Origin of the sequence: Micromonospora sp. NPDC000089, assembly GCF_042899365.1 — a bacterium.
Classification (GTDB): domain Bacteria; phylum Actinomycetota; class Actinomycetes; order Mycobacteriales; family Micromonosporaceae; genus Micromonospora.
Map to the genome: position 1 here is coordinate 81,857 of NZ_JBIAZT010000018.1, position 18,846 is coordinate 100,702.

At 75.5% G+C, this 18,846-nt stretch carries 19 protein-coding genes; 9 read left to right on the forward strand and 10 right to left on the reverse strand.

Translation table 11 applies throughout. The features are described 5' to 3' along the window. Window positions 1-38: 38 nt before the first annotated feature. Window positions 39-785: a tyrosine-protein phosphatase gene (locus tag ACFY3U_RS24980; protein WP_387205989.1), complete on the forward strand. Its 747-nt coding sequence runs from the start codon at window positions 39-41 to the stop codon at window positions 783-785. Between the two features lie 144 nt (window positions 786-929). On the opposite strand, the gene ACFY3U_RS24985 is transcribed toward ACFY3U_RS24980, so the two are convergent. Next, window positions 930-2,180: a DUF222 domain-containing protein gene (locus tag ACFY3U_RS24985; protein ID WP_387205931.1), complete on the reverse strand. Its 1,251-nt coding sequence runs from the start codon at window positions 2,178-2,180 to the stop codon at window positions 930-932. A gap of 312 nt (window positions 2,181-2,492) precedes the next feature. Next, window positions 2,493-2,993, reverse strand: coding sequence for a DUF1990 family protein (locus ACFY3U_RS24990; RefSeq protein WP_387205933.1), 501 nt, complete (start codon window positions 2,991-2,993; stop codon window positions 2,493-2,495). A gap of 75 nt (window positions 2,994-3,068) precedes the next feature. Between ACFY3U_RS24990 and ACFY3U_RS24995 the strand changes: the two genes are divergently transcribed. Beyond that, window positions 3,069-3,557, forward strand: a complete 489-nt coding sequence (locus tag ACFY3U_RS24995; protein ID WP_387205935.1) for a GNAT family N-acetyltransferase — start codon at window positions 3,069-3,071, stop codon at window positions 3,555-3,557. Here ACFY3U_RS24995 and ACFY3U_RS25000 read toward each other — a convergent pair. Together ACFY3U_RS25000 and ACFY3U_RS25005 are read right to left on the reverse strand one after the other, a co-directional pair. Further along, window positions 3,532-3,954: an SRPBCC family protein gene (locus ACFY3U_RS25000; RefSeq protein WP_387205937.1), complete on the reverse strand. Its 423-nt coding sequence runs from the start codon at window positions 3,952-3,954 to the stop codon at window positions 3,532-3,534. The two genes, ACFY3U_RS24995 and ACFY3U_RS25000, sit on opposite strands and share 26 nt — an antisense overlap. 127 nt (window positions 3,955-4,081) lie before the next feature. Beyond that, window positions 4,082-4,291 carry a hypothetical protein gene (locus ACFY3U_RS25005; protein WP_387205939.1) on the reverse strand — a complete coding sequence of 70 codons (210 nt, stop codon included), beginning with the start codon at window positions 4,289-4,291 and terminating at the stop codon, window positions 4,082-4,084. Window positions 4,292-4,427: 136 nt separating this feature from the next. Between ACFY3U_RS25005 and ACFY3U_RS25010 the strand changes: the two genes are divergently transcribed. The 4 genes from ACFY3U_RS25010 (at window position 4,428) to ACFY3U_RS25025 (ending at window position 8,340) form a co-directional block, all read left to right on the forward strand. Further along, window positions 4,428-5,543: an ATP-dependent DNA ligase gene (locus ACFY3U_RS25010; RefSeq protein ID WP_387205941.1), complete on the forward strand. Its 1,116-nt coding sequence runs from the start codon at window positions 4,428-4,430 to the stop codon at window positions 5,541-5,543. A 54-nt stretch (window positions 5,544-5,597) separates the two neighbouring features. Next, window positions 5,598-7,160 (forward strand): alpha/beta hydrolase, encoded by a 1,563-nt coding sequence (locus tag ACFY3U_RS25015; RefSeq protein WP_387205991.1) that lies wholly within the window; start codon window positions 5,598-5,600, stop codon window positions 7,158-7,160. Between the two features lie 100 nt (window positions 7,161-7,260). Then, window positions 7,261-7,713 carry a GNAT family N-acetyltransferase gene (locus ACFY3U_RS25020; RefSeq protein WP_387205943.1) on the forward strand — a complete coding sequence of 151 codons (453 nt, stop codon included), beginning with the start codon at window positions 7,261-7,263 and terminating at the stop codon, window positions 7,711-7,713. Window positions 7,714-7,818: 105 nt separating this feature from the next. Next, window positions 7,819-8,340 (forward strand): hypothetical protein, encoded by a 522-nt coding sequence (locus ACFY3U_RS25025; protein ID WP_387205945.1) that lies wholly within the window; start codon window positions 7,819-7,821, stop codon window positions 8,338-8,340. Window positions 8,341-8,431: 91 nt separating this feature from the next. Here ACFY3U_RS25025 and ACFY3U_RS25030 read toward each other — a convergent pair whose 3' ends face one another. Genes ACFY3U_RS25030 through ACFY3U_RS25045 form a run of 4 tightly spaced genes read right to left on the reverse strand, consistent with a single transcriptional unit; the run spans window position 8,432 to window position 16,087 of the window. Then, window positions 8,432-9,160: an ABC transporter ATP-binding protein gene (locus ACFY3U_RS25030; RefSeq protein WP_387205947.1), complete on the reverse strand. Its 729-nt coding sequence runs from the start codon at window positions 9,158-9,160 to the stop codon at window positions 8,432-8,434. Beyond that, the gene (locus ACFY3U_RS25035; RefSeq protein ID WP_387205949.1) at window positions 9,153-10,154 is read right to left on the reverse strand and encodes an ABC transporter ATP-binding protein; all 1,002 of its coding nucleotides are present in this window, start codon (window positions 10,152-10,154) and stop codon (window positions 9,153-9,155) included. Before ACFY3U_RS25035 ends, ACFY3U_RS25030 begins: the two co-directional genes overlap by 8 nt. Before the next feature lies 1 nt (window position 10,155). Next, window positions 10,156-12,855 carry an FtsX-like permease family protein gene (locus tag ACFY3U_RS25040; RefSeq protein ID WP_387205950.1) on the reverse strand — a complete coding sequence of 900 codons (2,700 nt, stop codon included), beginning with the start codon at window positions 12,853-12,855 and terminating at the stop codon, window positions 10,156-10,158. Between the two features lie 37 nt (window positions 12,856-12,892). Further along, window positions 12,893-16,087 carry an FtsX-like permease family protein gene (locus tag ACFY3U_RS25045; RefSeq protein ID WP_387205952.1) on the reverse strand — a complete coding sequence of 1,065 codons (3,195 nt, stop codon included), beginning with the start codon at window positions 16,085-16,087 and terminating at the stop codon, window positions 12,893-12,895. 210 nt (window positions 16,088-16,297) lie between these two features. Between ACFY3U_RS25045 and ACFY3U_RS25050 the strand changes: the two genes are divergently transcribed. Continuing rightward, complete coding sequence (locus ACFY3U_RS25050; RefSeq protein ID WP_387205954.1) at window positions 16,298-16,549, forward strand: hypothetical protein; 252 nt, start codon at window positions 16,298-16,300, stop codon at window positions 16,547-16,549. A gap of 68 nt (window positions 16,550-16,617) precedes the next feature. Here ACFY3U_RS25050 and ligD read toward each other — a convergent pair whose 3' ends face one another. Beyond that, entirely contained in the window at window positions 16,618-17,646 is a 1,029-nt protein-coding gene (gene ligD / locus ACFY3U_RS25055; RefSeq protein ID WP_387205955.1) for a non-homologous end-joining DNA ligase, read from the reverse strand. Between the two features lie 47 nt (window positions 17,647-17,693). Here ligD and msrB point away from each other — a divergent pair, with 47 nt between their 5' ends. Next, window positions 17,694-18,104, forward strand: a complete 411-nt coding sequence (msrB, locus tag ACFY3U_RS25060) for a peptide-methionine (R)-S-oxide reductase MsrB (protein WP_387205957.1) — start codon at window positions 17,694-17,696, stop codon at window positions 18,102-18,104. 38 nt (window positions 18,105-18,142) lie between these two features. Here msrB and ACFY3U_RS25065 read toward each other — a convergent pair whose 3' ends face one another. Continuing rightward, window positions 18,143-18,418, reverse strand: a complete 276-nt coding sequence (locus ACFY3U_RS25065; RefSeq protein WP_387205959.1) for a glycoside hydrolase — start codon at window positions 18,416-18,418, stop codon at window positions 18,143-18,145. A 160-nt stretch (window positions 18,419-18,578) separates the two neighbouring features. Here ACFY3U_RS25065 and ACFY3U_RS25070 point away from each other — a divergent pair, with 160 nt between their 5' ends. Continuing rightward, the gene (locus ACFY3U_RS25070; RefSeq protein ID WP_387205961.1) at window positions 18,579-18,836 is read left to right on the forward strand and encodes a Prokaryotic metallothionein; all 258 of its coding nucleotides are present in this window, start codon (window positions 18,579-18,581) and stop codon (window positions 18,834-18,836) included. Window positions 18,837-18,846 lie beyond the last annotated feature (10 nt).

Sequence of the window (18,846 nt, forward strand, 5' to 3'; positions counted from 1 at the left end):
TCGTGAGCTATGCGGGAGTCGATCGAGCGGGGGCGATGATGGACACGGTGGCCTGGCCTGGGGGTCGAAACGTACGGGACTTGGGGGGCCGAGCCCTGCGTATCGGAGGCCACACTCCATTCGGCCGGGTCTTTCGTTCAGCAGCACCGGAGCACCTGACCGACGAGGGGTGGACCGCGGCGAAGGCCGCAGGCGTGCGCACGGTGGTGGATCTGCGTAACGCCCCAGCCGAGACACGACGTACCGTCGACCACCCGGTCATCCGGCCCGAGTCGCTGCGCGGGCTGACCTTCGTGCCGGCACCGACCGAAGACCCAGAGGACGCCGATTTCCTCCGGTTAGGCGGACCGCACCTGGATCACCCGTGTTCCTGGATCGACAACGCGCGGCTGGCACCAGCCCGCATCGCAGCCGCCCTGCGGGCGATCGCCCAGGCAGACGGAGCGGTCCTCGTGCACTGCGCGGGAGGCCGGGACCGCACCGGCATGGTCTCCGCGATGTTGTTGCACACCGCTGGCGCGACAGACGAGGCCATCGTCGAGGATTACGCGGACGGGTGGCGAGGTGCCGGGACGTATGCCGGGCACGGCTGGGTTTACAACCCGAACCGGGAGAGCTGGGAGCGGCATCGGCACGGGCCGACGGAGGCTGACGAGTTGGAGCGCCAGGTCGCCGATCGAGTGCCCGCCCTGCAGGAATGGATCGCGACGTTCGACAGTGCGGCATTTCTGGAGCCCGCCGAGGTGCTCGCCCTGAGAATGAGGCTTAAACCGGTTGACGCCTAAACGACTGGACATTCCTGGAGCCGCGGTTCAACCTCACCACCGTCACAGCTGTCGGCCCAGGACCGCCTTGGGCGGGACAAGCTCCTTCCCGGCACGTGCTCGCCGGTTGGGATGGGGTGGCGTATGTCCGGGTTCCGGGCCCGGTCAGGGTCTTCGGTGCAGCAGGTTGCGACGGGGGCGTCGGTCGGGGTCGAGCCAGGCCGGTGGAAGGAACTCGGGTCGGTGGTCGGTGCCAACGCGGACGGTCCAGTCGCCGTGGTGGATGAGGCGGTGGTGGTGGCCGCAGAGCAGGACCGCGTTGTCGAGGCCGGTCTGCCCGCCGTCGGCCCAGTGTCGGACGTGGTGCCCGTCGCACCAGCGGGGCGGGCGGTCGCAGCCGGGGAACGCGCAGCCACCGTCGCGCAGGACGAGGGCGCGGCGCAGCGGGCCGGTGAACAACCGTCGACGGCGACCCAGGTCGAGGACCTGACCGTCACCGCCCAGCACGGCAGGCAGCACCGCCGCGTCGCAGGCCAACCGGCGCACGGCAGCGGCGGTAAGCCGCAACCCGGTATCCAGAGTGCCGGCGGCTAGGGCGCCGGTCAGCACGTCGTACCGGGTGGTGACCACCACCTGCGGGCGGTCGCCGCCGTTGTCCGGCAACCGCCCGGTGCCCAACGCGAGCCGGCACACCTCACCCAGCGCGTCGGCACGACGCTGACCAGGACTGCGGTCGTCGCCGTCACCGGCAGGCGCGGTGAGCGGATCGATCGCGGCGCGTAGCAGGGCCGCGGTCTCCGCGTCGAGGCTGCCGACCAGCCGGACCTGACCGTCGGCCTGGTCGGCGAGGGTGACATGCCGGCGCTCCCACGCCCGCTGCGCGGCCCGGGACAGGGCCTCCAACTCCGCCCGCTCAGCGATCTCAGGTGCGACGTGGGCCAGGACCCGTTCCCCGAGGCGCCGCAACACCGCCGGCTCGAACCGACCCGCCGCATCCAGCAGCGCGTGCGCGGCCTTGTCCGCGACCTCCGGGCCGGCCTCGGCCGGCAACGCTTCGACCGCGGCAAGGATCACCTCACCCTGCGCCACGGTGACCGCACCCGACACCACCGCCGCCCGCACCGCCGACGGACCCGCATCCAACGCGGCTGCCACCCGCACCAACTCCCGAGCGCTACGCCCGGACACCCGCAACCGGTCACGCAACCACACCGCCGTGGACGACGCCCCCTGCGCGGTCGCCACGCCACGACCATCGACCTCCCGCACCAACGCCAGCTTCACCGCGGCCAACCGCTGCTCCACGGCATGCACGGCGTCGAGCGACGCGACCAGTTCCGCCTCGCCGAGCGGCCACGCGGGGACATCGACGAGGTCATCCAACACCTCGTCGAGCACGGCCACCGCAAGCCTCATGCACGCAGATTAGAACACGCGTACGACACTTTCCGCGACCACTGGCGCCCAGTGGGACTTCACCTGCGCGGAGCTGGGCGTGCTGGCGGCGTTCTACCGGCACAGGCGGCAACGACACCGCTGAGCCCGGCGTGGCTCACCGGCACCCCGCACACCCGCCGCTGGCATGGACGGGAAACCAACGGAGCCGACGACGCCGGCGAGCCGGTGACCGAGCCGGCACCGGCGGCGTTCTCACCGCGCGGCCGATGAGGGCGGATGGCGTCCGACAGGGCGATCGCGCGAACAGCCCGGCCGGTAATCGCACCGCTGTCAGCGGTGGACGCAGAGCCGGCGCAGGGTGCGGCCCAGCCACCAGGCGTACCCGCGCTGGAAGGCCCCGGTGACCGGCCCGGCCGCGCGGACGTACCAGCGGGCGGGCAGGCTGAACGCGGTCACCTCGAAGAACACCCCGTCCGCGCCCCGGCGCACCAGGAACGCCTCCTCGCCGCGCTCCGGATGCCCGGGCAGCGTGCCGTAGCCGAAGCCGGCCCGGTCGTCGCCGTCCGCCACCCAGACCACCTCGGTGGGCCCCCACACCCGCAGCGGGCCGACGCCCAGCCCCGGGGTGACCCGCACGCCGGGCGCGGCGCGCGGCGCGTCGGTGCGCATCACCACCCCGGCTGCGCGGTGCAGCCGGAAGCTGAGCACCGCGTCGGCGGCGGCCGCGAAGCTGCCGTCCGGCAGCCGGACCCGATGCCGCAGGTGGTGATAGCCGGCCGGCAGCGGGCCGTCGCGGGTCGCCCCCGCCTCCGGGTACGTCAGCTCGGACACCGCGCCTCCTCCGGTCGCTGTCCAGCCTACGGGCGGGCGCCCCACCGTGCCGGGCGGCCGTGGTTGGCTGGCCACGTGCTGCTGACCGTCACCCCGGCCGGGGTCGCCGACTCCGGCGAGTTGCTCACCGTGCAGCGGGCCGCGTACCTCGTCGAGGCCCAGCGATACGCCGACCCGTTCCTGCCCCCGCTGACCGAGACGCTGGACGAGCTGCGGGCCGTGCTGGCCGGGCCGACCCTGGTGCTCGCCGCCCGCGCCGGCCACCGGCTGGTCGGCTCGGTGCGGGTACGCGTCGACGGCGGCACCGGCCACGTCGGCCGGCTGTCCGTGGCGCCCGACCAGCAGGGGCGGGGCATCGGCAGCCGGCTGCTCACCACCGTCGAGGCGGCCTGCCCGCGGCAGGTCGACCGGCTGGAGCTGTTCACCGGGGCGGGCAGCGAGGACAACCTGCGGCTGTACCGCCGGCACGGCTACGTCGACCTGCGCCACCAGGCCCTCGCGGCCGGGCCGGGGCTGATCTGGCTGGAGAAGGCGCTGGTCAGCCCCGCTCGCAGCGGCGCTTGAGCCCCTCGGTCTCCTGCCGCAGGTAGCGGCGCATCGTCCCGCCGCCGAGCAGCCCCACCGCCGCGGCCAGCGGGCCGGTCTGCACCAGGGCCAGCTCCACCCGGACCCGCCCGTCGGGCAGCGGGTCGATCCGGTGCTCGCCGCGGCTGCGTACGCCCGGACTGGCCGACTCCCAGGCGAAGAAGCGCGGCGGGTCGATCTCGATCACCCGCCAGAGCGCCGGTCGCAGCCGGGGCTGCTCCAGCCGGGCGGTGGCGCCGAGCGTGAACGGGCCGTCCTCGCCCCGGCGGGCGGCGCGGACCGACGGGGTCCACTCCGGCCAGCGGTCGATGTCCGTCTGCACCGCCCAGACCCGGTCGACGTCCGCGTCGATCTCGATCGAGGTCACGAAGCGCATCTCGTCCTCCCCGGTGCCGCCCCGCCGTGGGGCGCGCACGGCACGACGACGACGTTGCCGGGCCGGACGTGACAACGCCATCGCCCGGCCGGCCACCGTCCGGACGCGGGGGGTCGGGCAGCGTGGGTCAGGCGGCCTCGCGCAGGTCGGCCAGGGTGAGCGGGGTACGCCGGCGCAGCAGCTCGGCCAGCTCGTCGACCGTGCCCACCTCGCCGAGCACGTCCTTGCCGCCGCCGAAGCGGGCCGGGTAGCGGCGCGACAGCCGGTACCGGTACCGGCCGCGGACCAGCTCCACGCTGACCCGCCAGCGCCCGCAGCAGCCGCACCCCCACTCCATCCGGCGACGGTAGCTCTGAGCTGGGCGAACGTGATCCGCGCGGCCGGGCACGAGGAGGACGGACGGGGACGACCCGCCGCCGCGCCGCCGGTGATCCGGCTCACGATTGTCGCCCCCGTCTGATTGACTGGTCGCCGTGGACCTGCCGATCAATCCGCCGGTCGAGCCGATGCTCGCCAAAAGCGTGGCCCGGCTCCCCACCGAGCCGGGCCTGACCTACGAGCCGAAGTGGGACGGCTTCCGGTGCATCGTGTTCCGCGACGGCGACGAGGTCGAGCTGGCCAGCCGGGGCGGCAAGTCGATGACCCGCTACTTCCCCGAGGTGGTCGAGCAGGCCCGCCGGCAGCTGCCCGAGCGGTGCGCGGTCGACGGCGAGCTGATCGTGATCCGGCGGGACGGCCCCGGCGGGCAGCCCCGGCTCGACTTCGAGCTGCTCGCCCAGCGCATCCACCCGGCGGCGTCCCGGGTGAAGCTGCTCGCCGAGACCACCCCGGCCGACTTCGTCGCCTTCGACCTGCTCGCCCTCGACGACGAGCTGCTGACCGACCAGCCCTACCCGGTCCGCCGGGCCCGACTCGAGCGGGCGCTGGCCGGCGTCCGGCCGCCGGTGCACGTCACCCAGGTCACCACCGACCCCGAGGTGGCCCGCCGCTGGTTCGAGGTGTTCGAGGGCGCCGGGCTGGACGGGCTGATCGTCAAGCCGGCCGACCTGCCGTACGAGCCGGGCAAGCGGTTGATGTCCAAGGTCAAGCACGCCCGCACGGCCGACGTGGTGGTGGCCGGCTTCCGCTGGCACAAGTCCGGCCCGGTGGTCGGCTCGCTGCTGCTCGGCCTCTACGACGACGACGGCGTGCTGCACCACGTCGGGGTGAGCGCCTCGTTCACCATGGCCCGTCGGGCGGAGCTGCTGGACGAGCTGGCCCCCTACCGGGAGGTCGGCGGCGAGCACCCCTGGGTGCACGGCGACCACGAGCGCGGCCAGCGCATCCCGGGCGGGGTGAGCCGGTGGACCGGCACCAAGAACCTGGAGTGGGAGCCGCTGCGCCCGGAGCTGGTGGTCGAGGTGGCGTACGACGCGATGGAGGGCGACCGGTTCCGGCACACCGCCCGGTTCGTCCGCTGGCGGCCCGACCGGGACCCCCGCTCCTGCCGCTACGACCAGCTCGACCGCCCGGTCCGGTTCGATGTGGACGAGGTGCTGCGCGGCGACCCGCTGGCCACCGTCGAGCCGGCCGCCGCAGGCCCGGCGTAGCCTGGCCGGCGACACGATCACGGAGGCTCGCTGGTGACCCGCACTTCCCACCGGATCCGTCGGATCCGGCTCGCCCTGGCCGGGTTCGTCGCGGTCCTGCTGCTCGTCTCCGGCTGCACGGCGCCGGCGTTCGCGCCGCGCACCGAGGCGCGGGGTGGCGCGGCGGCGCCGGGCGGGGGGCCGGACTGGCGGCCCTGCCCGGAGGTGGCCGATGAGCTGGTCGGCCGCGGCGCGCCCGGCCTGCGGTACGACTGCGCGAAGATCTCCGTCCCGCGGAGCTGGGGCAACGGGACCGGTACGACCGCCGGGCCGGGCGGCGGGCAGACCTTCGAGATCGCCCTGCTGCGGGCCCGCTCGTCCCGGCAGCAGAGCAGGATCGGCTCCCTGGTGATCAACCCGGGTGGCCCCGGCGGTTCCGGTGTGGACACCGCGGTCTACCTGTCCTTCGGGCCGGCGTTCGGCGGGCTGCCCGCCGCGGTCACCGACCGGTTCGACATCGTCGGCTTCGACCCGCGCGGGGTGTCCCGGTCCAGCCCGGTCAAGTGCATCTCCGACGCCGAGCTGGACACCAGCTTCGGGTACGACCCCGACCCGGCCGCCCAGCGCTCCTTCGACGACTTCGTGGCGCTCAACCAGCGGATCGGCGCCGGCTGCGGCAAGAAGTACGGCGACCAGCTGCCGCTCTACGGCACCGAGCAGGCCGCCCGGGACATGGACGCGGTGCGGGCGGCCGTCGGCGACGACAAGCTGACCTACCTCGGGTACTCGTACGGCACCCTGCTCGGTGCCACCTACGCCCAGCTCTACCCGCAGCGGGTGCGCGCGCTGGTGCTCGACGGCGCGGTGGATCCGCAGCAGCAGCTCATCGCCGGGTCGGAGAGCCAGGCGAAGGGCTTCGAGCGGGCCTTCGGCAACTTCGACCGGTGGTGCGCGGGCAACGCCGCCCGCTGCCCGATCGCCCCGGACGCCCGGGCCGCGGTCGTCTCGGCCATCGACAAGGCGAAGGTGTCACCGGTGCGCGGCGCCGACGGTAGGGAGGCCACGGCCGGCTGGGTGTTCTACGCGGTGATCTCCTCGCTCTACACCGAGTCCGGCTGGCAGGAGCTGGCCCGGGCGATCGACCGGCTGCGCGGCGGCGACCCGGCCGACGTGTTCAAGCTCGCCGACGCGTACGCCGGGCGGGGCGAGGACGGGCACTACTCGAACCTCTTCGACGCCAACCTGGCGATCAACTGCGCCGACGAGACCGAGAAGCCCAGCCTCGACCAGATCCGCCAGCTGCAGTCGCAGTGGCGGCAGAAGTACCCGCTGTTCGGCCCGGCGCTGGCGGTGGGCATGCTGGGCTGCGTCGAGTGGCCCGGCCAGCGGGACCCGTACCCGACCGGCAAGGCGGTCGGCGCGCCGCCGATCGTGGTGGTGGGCACCACCGGCGACCCGGCCACCCCGTACGAGCAGACCGCCCGGCTGGCCGACATGCTGGGCGTCGGGCGGGTGCTGACCTGGGAGGGCGAGGGGCACACCGCCTACCCGCAGACCAGCTGCGTCACCGACGCGGTGAACGCCTACCTGATCTCCCTGACCGTTCCCCCGGAGGGACTGCGCTGCCCGGCCCGTTGACCGGCCGACCCTCGCCCCGAACGCCCGGACGCCCAAACGCGGCACCGCGGCCGGGCAACCGGGCACGCCTCGCCGCAGGGTCGTCTGGCAGGCTGCTGACATGAGTGACCTGATCTTCCGGGAGGCGCTCCGGGCCGACCTGCCCGCCGTCATCGCCCTGCTCGCCGACGACGTGCTGGGCCGGACCCGCGACGTCGGCGCGGTCGACGAGGCGTACGAGCGGGCCTTCGCCGACATCACCGCCGACCCGCGCAACGAGCAGATCGTCGTGGAGCGGGCCGGTGAGCTGGTCGGCTGCCTGCAGCTCACCTGGATCCCCGGACTGGGTCGGCACGGCGCCGAACGCGCCCTGGTCGAGTCGGTGCGGGTCCGCTCCGACCTGCGGGGTCAGGGTCTGGGCCGGCTGATGATGGAGTGGGTGATCGACCGGGCCCGGGAGCGCGGGTGCGGCCTGGTGCAGCTCACCACCGACAAGTCCCGCGCCGACGCGCACCGGTTCTACCGCGGTCTGGGCTTCGAGGCGAGCCACGAGGGCATGAAGCTGCCCCTCTGAGGGTCGCCGCTCCCCCGCGCGGGGGAGCCGGTTCACCCGCTCGCGGGGCGGCTGCCCGGGCGGCGCCGGCAAGGCTGGAGGTCAGCCGAGGAGAGCGGGTACGCCATGACCACCGCCGCCGTCCACCCCCGCGACGGTCGACCGGCACCGCCCTGGGCGGTCCGGGCCGCCCACCTGATCCCCCTGGCCACCCTCCCGTCGGGGCTGTGGCGGATCGCCCTGGTCGCGGGTGTTCCGCTCGGTGTGCCCGACAGCGCCAAGGCCGTCGGGCCGTGGGCCTGGTGGGCGCTCTACGTCGTCTCGCTGAGCCTGGTCACGGAGGCGCTGGCGCTGCTCTCCGTCGGGCTGGTCCGCCCCTGGGGAGAGATCTTCCCCCGGTGGTTGCCGCTGATCGGTGGTCGGCGGGTGCCGCCGACGGTCGCGGTGGCGGCGGCCGGTGCGGGCGGCGTCGCGGTCACCCTGATCTTCGGGTACGCCACGGTGAACATGCTCGCCGGCCGGGCCGAGCTGGCCATCTCCGGTGCCGGCTGGGCGCTGCTGACCGTCTGCTACGCCCCGCTGTTGCTGTGGGGCCCGCTGCTGCTGGCCGTCACCGTCGCCTATTACCGCCGCCGCTGCCGCGACTGAGACCCGCCGGGATCGCCGACGGCCCGCCCACCCGCACCCGCCGGGATCACCGACGGCCCGCCCGCCGCGCGCGGGCTGGCCGGCGTACCCGTCAGCCGTCGACCAGCCGGCCGTCGCGCAGGGTGAGGGCCCGGTCGGCGAGCTCGATCAGCGCCGGGTCGTGCGTCGCCACCAGCGCCGTCATGCCGCGGGCGTGCACCACCGCGCGGAGCAGGTCCATGATGGAGCGGCCGGTCTCGGAGTCCAGCTGGCCGGTCGGCTCGTCGGCGATCAGCAGGTCCGGCTCGTTGGCCAGCGCCCGGGCCACCGCCACCCGCTGCTGCTGGCCGCCGGAGAGCTCGTACGGCCGCTGCGCGGCGTGGCCGCCCAGCCCGACCAGCTCCAGCAGCACCGCCACCCGCTGCTCCCGCTCGGCCGCCGGCACCCGGGCCAACCGCAGCGGCACCCCGACGTTCTCGGCCGCGGACAGGATCGGCACCAGCCCGAAGGTCTGGAAGATGAAGCCGACCGTGCCCCGGCGCAGCCGCAGCAGCTCCGCCTCACCCGCGCCGGTCACGTCGTGCCCGGCCACCCGCACCCGCCCGGCGTCCGGCCGGTCCAGGCCGCCGACCAAATTCAGCAGCGTGGTCTTGCCGGCCCCGGAGCGCCCGCGTACCGCCACCAGCTCGCCCCGCCCGGCGGTGAAGGACACGTCCCGCACCGCGTGCACCGCGCGCCCACCGCGCCCGAAGGTACGGGTCACCCCCGTCACCTCGACCACCGGTCCACCGCCCGCCACCGCACCGGCCGGCGCGGGCCGGCTCGCCACCTGCTCACTCACCTGGGTTCTCCTTGTTCTCCGCCGCGCGGTCGCCGGGGCGGACCTGCACGTGGTCGGGTTCGAGGTTGAGCCGGACCCGGTCGCGCAGCGCCAGCGCGTCGACGAAGGGGGTCGGCAGCTGCATCCGGCCGCCGCGGTCCAGCACGGCGTACTCCTCGCTGATCAGCTCGGTGCCGCCGTCGGCGCCGATCCGCGCGGTGCGGCGTACCTCGGAGGCGGTCCGGCCGTCCCGGATCGCGACGGTCCGGCGGACCTGGTCGGCCACCGCGTGGTCGTGGGTGACCACCACGATGGTCACGCCCAACTCGGCGTTGATGGTGCGCAGCGCGTCGAAGACCTCCGCGCCGGTGGCCTCGTCCAGCTCGCCGGTGGGCTCGTCGGCGAAGAGCACCTCCGGGTCGTTGGCCACCGCCACGGCCACCGCGACCCGCTGCTGCTCGCCGCCGCTGAGCTGACCGGGCCGCCGGTCCGCGCAGTAGCCCACCCCGACCAGCTCCAGCAGCTCGTCGGCGCGCGCCCGACGGCCCCGCCGGCCGCCGGACCGCCCGGCCAGCTGCATCGGCAGCTCCACGTTCTCCCGCGCGGTCAGGTACGGCAGCAGATTCCGACCGGTCTGCTGCCAGACGAAGCCGACCATCTGCCGCCGGTAGCTCAGCCGCCGCCGGGCCGACAGGTTGAGCAGGTCGTACTCGCCGACCCGGGCCACCCCGGCGGTCGGCGTGTCCAGCCCGGACAGGATGTTCAGCAGGGTCGACTTGCCGGAGCCGGACGCCCCGACGATCGCCACCAGCTCGCCCCGGTCGATCACCAGGTCCAGCCCCTGCAGGGCGACCACCTCGACACCCTCGGTCTTGAAGATCCGGACCAGACCGTCGCAGACGATGTGCCCGCGTAGCTTGTCCAACCCACCCGCCCGGTCCGCCGCCCGCTGCGCCGCGCGCCGCTGCAGGTCGGCCAGGTCCGGTACGACCGGGATCTCCGCGGTTGTCGTCATCTCAGCTCTCCTCTCCGAGCCGCAGCGCCTCACCGAGGCGCGACCGGCGGTTGTTCAGGGCCTCGACGGTGATCGCGAGGCCGAGGGCGACCGCCCCGAGCACCACCACCGCGACGACGAGGGTGGGCTCGAACGCCACCCGGACGGGCACCCCGCCGGTGAACGCGGTCAGCCCGAGCAGGGGGTTGAGCAGCACCGGCAGCAGGGCGCCGACCAGCGCGCCGGTCACCACCGCCGCGGCGACCAGCGGGGTCAGCTCCACCAGCAGCAGGCCGCGCCCCTGCCCGCGGGACAGGCCCAGGGTGCGCAGCCGGGACAGCACCTGCCCGCGCGCCCGCGCGCCGGCCAGCACGGTGAAGGCGATGGCGAGCAGCCCGAGGACCGTGCCGGCCACGGCGCCCGCCACGAAGCCGAAGACGAGCATCCCGTTGGGCCCACGCGCGCCGATGTCGCGCCGGGTCCGGTCCCAGGTGGACACCTCGACCGGCAGGCGGCTGCGGCCGGCGCCGGCCTGGAACCGGGCCTGCCCGGCGTCGCCGATCCGGCTCAGCTCGGTGGCGTCGAGGCCGGTGCCGGTGAGCACGAAGCCGGTCGGCGCCACCGCCGCCCCGCCGGTCGGCGCCGCCTGCCAGGGCAGCACGACGAACCGGTCCCCGGCGTCGTCGAGCAGCGGAAAGTCGGCCGCCCGCGCGGCGACCCGGAACTCGTACCGCCGGCTCTGCACGGTGATGGTCGCAGAGCCGGACAGCCCCGCCCGGGCCAGGTCGGCGGCGACCGCCGGGGAGACCACCGCGGGCAGCGGGCCACCGGCCGGGGCGGTGAGCAGCGGGCCGGGCAGCTCGACGGGCCGGCCGGCGGCATCGGCCGCGGCGTCCAGCGCCGCCGCGTCGACCAGCAGCACGGTGGCGTCACCGATCCCGGCGTCGGTGCCGTCGGTGTCCCGGCCGAGCCGAACTCCACGCTCCTCGGCGAGCGGGGCCACCACGCTCGCCCCCGCGGAGCGTTCCAGTTCGGCCCGGGTGTCCGGGGCGAACCGGGTGCCGCGCAGCACGGCGTCCGCCGGCACCAGCGCCGTCGCCGCCCGGTCGCGGCTGGCGTCGACGCCCGCGGCGACCACCGTGCTGAACGCCGCGGTGGCGATCGCCAGCACCACCACGACCAGCGGGGCGGTGGCCACCGCCCGGCCGGCCCGCGCGGTTCCCAGGAAGGCGACGCTGCCCCTGGCCCGGGCGGCCAGCCGGCTCACCAGGCGCAGCGGCAACGGGTACAGCCGGACGGCCAGCACCCCCGCCGCGGCGGCGAGCAGCACCGGTACGGACACCAGCAGCGGGTCGATCTCGCCCAGCACCAGGCCACGGCGGCGCAGCAGCCCGGCGGCGAGCGCGGCGAGCAGCAGCACCCCGACGTCCAGCGTGAGCCGGCGCGCCGACGGCCGTAGCCGCAGCACCTGCCGGCGGGCGACCACGCCGGTCGGGACGGCCAGGGTGGCCGCCGGCAGGGCGAGGGTGAGCAGCACCGTCACCGCCACCGCGAACAGCAGCGTGTCGCCGGGCCGGCCCGGCATCAGGGTGGCGGCCAGCCAACCGACCGCCGCGGCCGGCGGCACCACCAGCAGCGCCTCGACCAGGCTGCGGCCGGCCGCCGCGCCGGTAGCACCGCCGCGGGCCCGCAGCAGGACGAACTCCGCCCGCCGGCGGCGGACCGCCGACATGGTGGCGAGCGCGACGATGCCGGCCAGCGTGGCGAGCACCCCGGAGCCGATCACCGCGAGCACGGTGTCGGCGGCGTCCACCCCGGCGACGAACTGCCGCAACGGCACGTCGAAACCCTGGACGAAGCTGCGCCCCTCGGCCTGCCGGGACATCTCCTGCAGGCCGGCCAGCACCTGGTCCACCGACCGCACGTCGAGGCCGTGGGCGCCCAGCCGGTAGCGCCAACTCAGCCGCAGCGGCGCTCCGGCGGCGGCCTGCCGGTCCAGGGTGGTCGGGTTGGCCACGGCCGCGGCGACCAGCGGTTGCCCGTCACCGGCCGGCTCGACGACCCGCAGCAGCGGCGGCAGGTCCTCCCAGGTGCCGTCGTCCGCGGCGTGCGGGCGGAACAGCCCGACGACCGTGACCGGCAGCGGAGGCGGCCCGAACCCGGCGGTGCCCGTCGCGGTCATGGTCAGCCCGCTGCCGACCCGCAGGTTCAGCCGCTGGGCCACCGGCTGGTCGAGCGCCACCTCGACCGGCCGGCCGGCGGGCACCGGCCCCGGCGCCGGCCAGCGCCCCTCGACCAGGGCCGCCGCGTCCCGGATGTCCGGCACGATCCGCAGGCCGAGATCCACCAGCAGGTTCTTCGCGGCGAGGTCGGGCCCGGTCACCCGGGCCGGCTCGGTGTACGCGCTGTACCAGCGCCGCTCCACCCGCGGACGGATCGACGCCGGCATCCGGGCCTCGATGGTCGCCAGCTCCCCCTGGTTCGCCTCCACCAGCGTGGCGCCGTTGTTGGCCGCCGTCAGCTCGCCCGACGTGTAGGCCACGTCCCGCTCCCGGGCGGGCCGGTCGGCCAGGAACTGCCGCAGGCCCTGCTCGGCGTGCCAGTTGACCAGCCGGGGCACCCCGCCGACCAGCGCGGTCGCCACCATCGTCAGCACCGCGAGCAGCACGAACTGCCCGCCGTACGCCCGGATCCGCCGGGCCGCCGCCGCCACGCTCAGCACGACGCCTCCCGGGCGCTGGTCCCGCCGTCCGGTCCGGTCACCGATCTCCCCCGATCCGCAGTTGGGCCGCCGCCACCCGCTGGCGGATGCCGAGGACGATGAACGCGCTGCACCCGAGCGCCGCCAGCAGCAGGCCCAGCGCGGTCAGCCCGACCGGCGCCCAGGGCAGCACGAAGGCCGGTTCCGGCACCGGTCGGTCGGCCGACGGGGTGAGCACCACCAGCGGGGCCATGGTCGCGCCCACCACCGCGCCCAGCAGCAGCCCGACCCCGACGCCGATGCCGGCCAGGAAGGTCTGCTCGGCGAGCAGGGCGCGGGCCAGCAGCCGGGGGCCGGCGCCGAGGGTGTGCAGCACCGCGAACTCGGTGAGCCGGTGCCGGGCGGTGGCCCACACGTCGACCATCAGGCCGACCAGGGCGAGCAGCACCGCGCCGAGCGCGGCGGCGAGCAGGCCGGTCCGGGCGCCCCGCCAGTACGGGTCGGCGGCCGCCCGGGCGGCTTCCGCCCGCCGGTCCACCACCGTGACCTCGGGCAGCGCGCCGGCCTCCCGTAGCGCCGCCGGATATCCGTCGTCGCCGGTGTCGAGCCACCACTCCATCGGCGGGCGCACCCCGCCCCGGTCACGGGCCAGCCAGTCCACCGCGGCGGGCAGGTCGAGCAGCACCGCCGGGCCGGCGGTGCCGGGCACCGCCGCCACCTCACCGACCAGCACGACCGGCAGCGTCACCCCGGACAGCGCCAGTTCGACGGTGTCCCCGGTGCGCAGGCTCAGCGCCTCCCGGACCGCCGGGGTCATCAGGGCCGGCACCGGACGGTTGCCGCCGGCCGGCACCACCTCGAACCGGGAGGAGAGCTGATACGCGAACTGGCCGCCCTCGAGGTACGGCACCTCGCGTTCGACGCTCAGCCCGGCGTCGGTCTTCACCCGGGTGGGCTTCTCCTGCGGGTTGCCGGAGGTGGTCTCCCAGTCGCCCGCCAGGCCCAAGGGTCGCGCCGCGCCGTCCGCGCCGACCGTCCGCAGCCCGGTCACCCGCAGCCCGTACGCCCGGCCCTGCACGTCGCCACCGTCCACCTCGAACGCGGCCAGCCGCAACGACCCGGCCCCCGCCTCCGGCAGCGCCACGGTGAACGGGACCGCCCGGCCGTCGCTGCCGGCGACGGCCACCGGCAGCCGGTACGCCACCCCGTCGGCCCGGGTGACCACCACCGCGACGGCCACGCGGTGCGGGGCGATCGGGTCCCGCACGGGGGTACGCAGCGCACCGGCCAGCGACCGGCTGCCCGGTGGCAACAGCGTCCCCGCCGGGGTGCCACGGGCCCGGGTCAGTCGGTCGAACACCGCCGGCACCGGCTCGTCGGCCAGCCGGTCACTGAACTTCACCACCCCGGCGGCGGCCGCCGCGTCCAGACTGACCACGGTGGCCGGCAGGTCCGCCCGGCCGACCCGGATCTCGTCCCGCCACGCCGGCAGCGCCCGGCGCACCCCGGGCAGCGCGGCGACCGTACCGGCCCGGTCGGCCGGCGCGGTGCCCGAGCGTTCGACCAGGCGCAGGTCGGCGCCGACGTCGTGGGCGGCCCGCTCCACCTGGGACCGTTCGCCGGTGCTGACCAGCGACCAGGCGAGGGTGCTGCCGCCGACGGCGAGGGCGAGCAGCAGCACCGGGCCGGCGTGCGGCCGGCGGCCGGCCTGCCACATGCCGAACATGGTGGCCGTCCAGGGCCGCCGGTCGACGAACCGCTCGGCGAACCGGGTGGTCGGGGGCAGCAGCCGCAGCGCCACCACCGCCCCGGCGAGCACCCCCACCGTCGGGGCGGCGACCAGCAGCGGGTCCACCCCGAGCCGGCCACCGGCGCCGATCACCGGTGACGAGTACTGCCGCAGCTGGGTCCAGGCCAGCACGGCGAAGCCGACGAGCAGCAGGTCGACGCCGGCCCGCCCGAGCGTGGCCGCCCGGGTCGGCCGGGAGCGGGCGGCCATGTCCGCGACGTACGTGCCGGCGCTGCGCAGGGTGGGCGCCACCATCGCGGCCAGGCAGGCGGCGGCGGTCGCCGCGGCGACCCACCACAGCGACCCGGCTCCCGCGCCCGAGGCGGGCGCCGCCGAGCCGCCGCCGGCCCGCCGCAACGCCTCCCCGGCCAGCAGCGGGGCGAACACCGCGGCCGGCAGCACCACCAGCGTCGCCTCCCGCGCGGCGAGGCCGGCCAACTGCCGCCGCGCGGCGCCGCGGGCGCGCAGCAGGGCGGTGGCGTTGCGCCGGTCCTCGTGCAGCAGCGCGGCGACCAGCACCAGCGCGTACCCGCCGAGGACGACGATCAGCAGCACCGGGGTGGCCAGTGACGAGCGACCCACCAAATCGGCCCGGGAGACCCGGTTGAGCAGCCGATCCATCGTGGTCACGGTCTGCGCCGAGGAGCCCAGCCCGGCGGCCTCGGGGACCTGCGCCACCGCGTCGGCCAGCGCGGCCCGGACCTCCAGCAGCCGGCCACCCGCGGCCGCCGACCGCAGGTCCGGCTCGACCAGCCAGGCGGCCGAGACCGACCCCGGGAAGCTGCGGGCGAAGTCGGCCGGATCCAGCACGAACGGCCCGTACGACGTGTCCGAGGCCACCGCGTCGCCGGCGCCCACCCCCGGCGCCAGCCGCCAGTACGCCGCGGCCGGGTCCCGCGGCCGCCAGACGCCGACCAGCCGCACCGCGCCGGCCCGCTCGGTGCCGCGGTCCAGCAGCGGCACCCGGTCACCGACCCGCAGGCCCAGCGCCGCGGCCACGGACTGCGGCACGGCCACCTGCATCGGGTTCGCGCCCGGGGTGGGCCACACCCCGTCGGTCAGCTCGGCGCGGTCGGCCAGGCCGTCCAGCACGGCGAGGTCGGCGAAGATCGGATCGTCGCCGGTGCGGACCACCGGGCCGAGGTCACCGGTCAGCTCCCGGCCGCCGCCGTACCGGGCGGTGGTGATGGTGACCGGCGCGCCGCCGACGCCTGCGGTGAAACCGTCCCGGACGGCCCGGTCCCGGCCGGCGAGGTCGGCCGCGTCCCGACCGCCCGAGCCGCTGACCAGCAGGCTGCGCTCCTCGGCCGGAGCGCCGGCGAGCATCGCTCGTTGACCGGCCTCGACGGCCCGCCGGTTGTAGTCGGTGAGCCCGGTGACGAGGGCCACGGCCACGAGCGCCGCGGCCACGGCGGCGAGCAACAGTCCACGAGCGGCAACGGCCCGCCTCCACACCAGTCCCATCCGACGCCCTCCCCGAGGCCCCCTGGGCGGGGCCGACGACGAGGGAAAGCACCGACGGGTCGGAAAAGGTTGGCGGGCGTTACGTGATCGTTACGCCGGTCGATCCCGGCCGCGCCGCAGGCCGCGGGTGGGCGGGCCCGACATCAGTCTGCTTGGATCACCGGCATGGAGTGACTGCTCGCGGCCGTCTCGGCGCTCCTTCTCGGCCTGTTGATCGGGCAGTCCAACTCCCGGCACCTCCGCCGGGATGACCCGGCGTGGCGGCTCGGTGAGATCGAACGCCGGCTGACTCTGGTGATGGACCAGCTCGGCGTGGTCGACGAGGGACCGACCCTGCCCGGGGTCCGGGAGCAGCTGGCCAGCGGCAACAAGATCAAGGCGATCAAGGCGTACCGGGAGGCGACCGGCGCGGACCTGAGGACCGCCAAGGACGCGGTCGAGGCGATGATCGCCGGCCGCTGAGGCACCGCGCGATGACATCGACACTGCCCGGGTCGGATCGGGTCGGGACGGGTCGGGACGGGTCGCGGTCAGCGCGGCCGGTCGCGGTCCTTGGAGGGCTGGACCCGTTTCGGCTCGCCGGGCATCTTCGGGTGGTCCGGCGGGTACGGCAGGTCGCCCTGGCCGGCGGCGGCGTCCCGCTCGGCCCACTCCAGCAGCGGGGTGATGTCCCACCCGGCGGCGTCGATGGTGGCGTGCGGGTCGCCGCGCTCGGCCAGCCGGGCCGGCACCGTGCGCAGGTCGAAGTCGTCCGGGTCGACGTCGGGCAGCTCGTCCCAGTCGACCGGGGTGGAGACGGTGGCCCGGGCGTTGGCGCGCAGCGAGTACGCGCAGGCGATCGTGCGGTCCCGGGCCATCTGGTTGTAGTCGACGAACACCCGGGTGCCGCGCTCCTCCTTCCACCAGGCGGTGGTGACCAGCTCGGGCCGGCGTCGTTCCAGCTCGCGGGCCAGCGCGATGGTGGCCCGGCGCACCTCGACGAACGTCCAGCGGGGCTCGATCCGCAGGTAGACGTGCAGCCCGCGGCCGCCGGAGGTCTTCGGCCACCCGCTGACGCCCAGCTCGCCGAGCAGGGCGCGCAGCTCGCCGGCCGCGGTGGCCGCGTCGGTGAAGTCGGTGCCCGGCTGCGGGTCGAGGTCGATCCGCAGCTCGTCGGGGCGGTCGGGGTCGGCGGCGCGCACCGGCCAGGGGTGGAACACCACGGTGCCCATCTGGGCGGCCCAGGCCACGTGCGCCAGGTCGGCCGGGCGCAGCTCGTCGGCGCCGCGCCCGCTGGGGAAGGTGATGCCGACGGTCTGCACCCAGGGCGGGACGCCTCGGGTGGGCACCCGCTTGGAGAAGAACGCCTCACCCTCCACCCCGTCGGGGAAGCGTTGCAGGGTGGTCGGCCGGTCGCGCAGCGCCCGCATGATGCCGTCGCCGACCGCGAGGTAGTAGTGGAAGACGTCGGCCTTGGTGAAGCCACGCTGGGGAAAGATCACCCGGTCCGGACTGGTCAACCGGACGGTGTGCCCGGCGACCTCGATCTCGGTCACCGTCGCCTTGGCGCTGCCTGCCATTGGGCGACCATATGCCACACCCCCGACGTCCGACGTACCGTTGGGGGGTGAGTCTTGACGAGAGCGAACTGCCCCGCACCGAGGACGAGTGGCGGGTCCGGCTGAGCCCCGAGGAGTTCCACGTGCTGCGCGAGCACGGCACGGAGCGCCCGTGGACCGGCGAGTACGTGGACACCAAGACCGCGGGGGTCTACCACTGCCGGGCCTGCGGGCTGGAGCTGTTCTCCAGCGACACCAAGTTCGACTCGCACTGCGGGTGGCCGAGCTTCGACGACGCGATCCCGGGCCGGGTGCGCGAGATCGAGGACAATTCGCTCGGCATGCGGCGTACGGAGATCCGCTGCGCCCGCTGCGACAGTCACCTCGGGCACGTCTTCCACGGCGAGGGCTTCACCCCGAAGGACACCCGGCACTGCGTCAACTCGGTCTCCATCCGGCTGGAGCCGAAGCAGGGCTGAGCCGAGGCAGGGCTGAACACAAGCGGGGCGGACCGCGCTCACAGCAGCAGCAGGCTGCCCCGGTCGTCGACCCGGTCGGCGGAGTCGTCGTCGAGCCACACCCCGCCGGTGGCGAGGTAGCGGAACCGGTGCTCGCCGGGGCCGAGCTTGACGGTGACCGTACGGGTGCCGTCCCGGCGGGCGACCAGCTCGTGCCGGCCGGGCTGCCAGTCGTTGAAGCAGCCGACCACGCTGACCGTGCCGGGCGGGGCGTCGCGGGGCAGGCAGAAGGTGACCCGGGTCTGGTTGCCGAAGAGCCGGTTCCGCTTGATCACATCGTCCTCCCGGGGTCGAAAGCGGGTTCTACCAGGCCCAACGCGCGACACGCCGGGGGCGAAACGCCGTACCGGCCGATCGGCTGGCCGGAATTCCACCCGGGACGCCCCGACTCGGCGCAGGCTGAGGGCACATGTCCTGATTCGGGGGGTTTCGACGGTGGGTACCTGCGAGGTCTGCGGCAACGAGTACTCGATGACGTTCGAGGTGCGCACGGTCAGCGGTGACACGCACACCTTCGACTGCCTGGAGTGCGCGGCGCACAAACTGGCGCCGATCTGCGAGCACTGCGACGTGAAGATCCTCGGGCACGGGGTCGAGGTCGGCGGCCGGTTCTTCTGCGGCGCGCACTGCGCCCGCGCGGTCGAGGCCCAGGGTGCCGAGCTACGCGACGCGGTGGGCGCCCGCCCGGCCTGAGCGCCCGGCG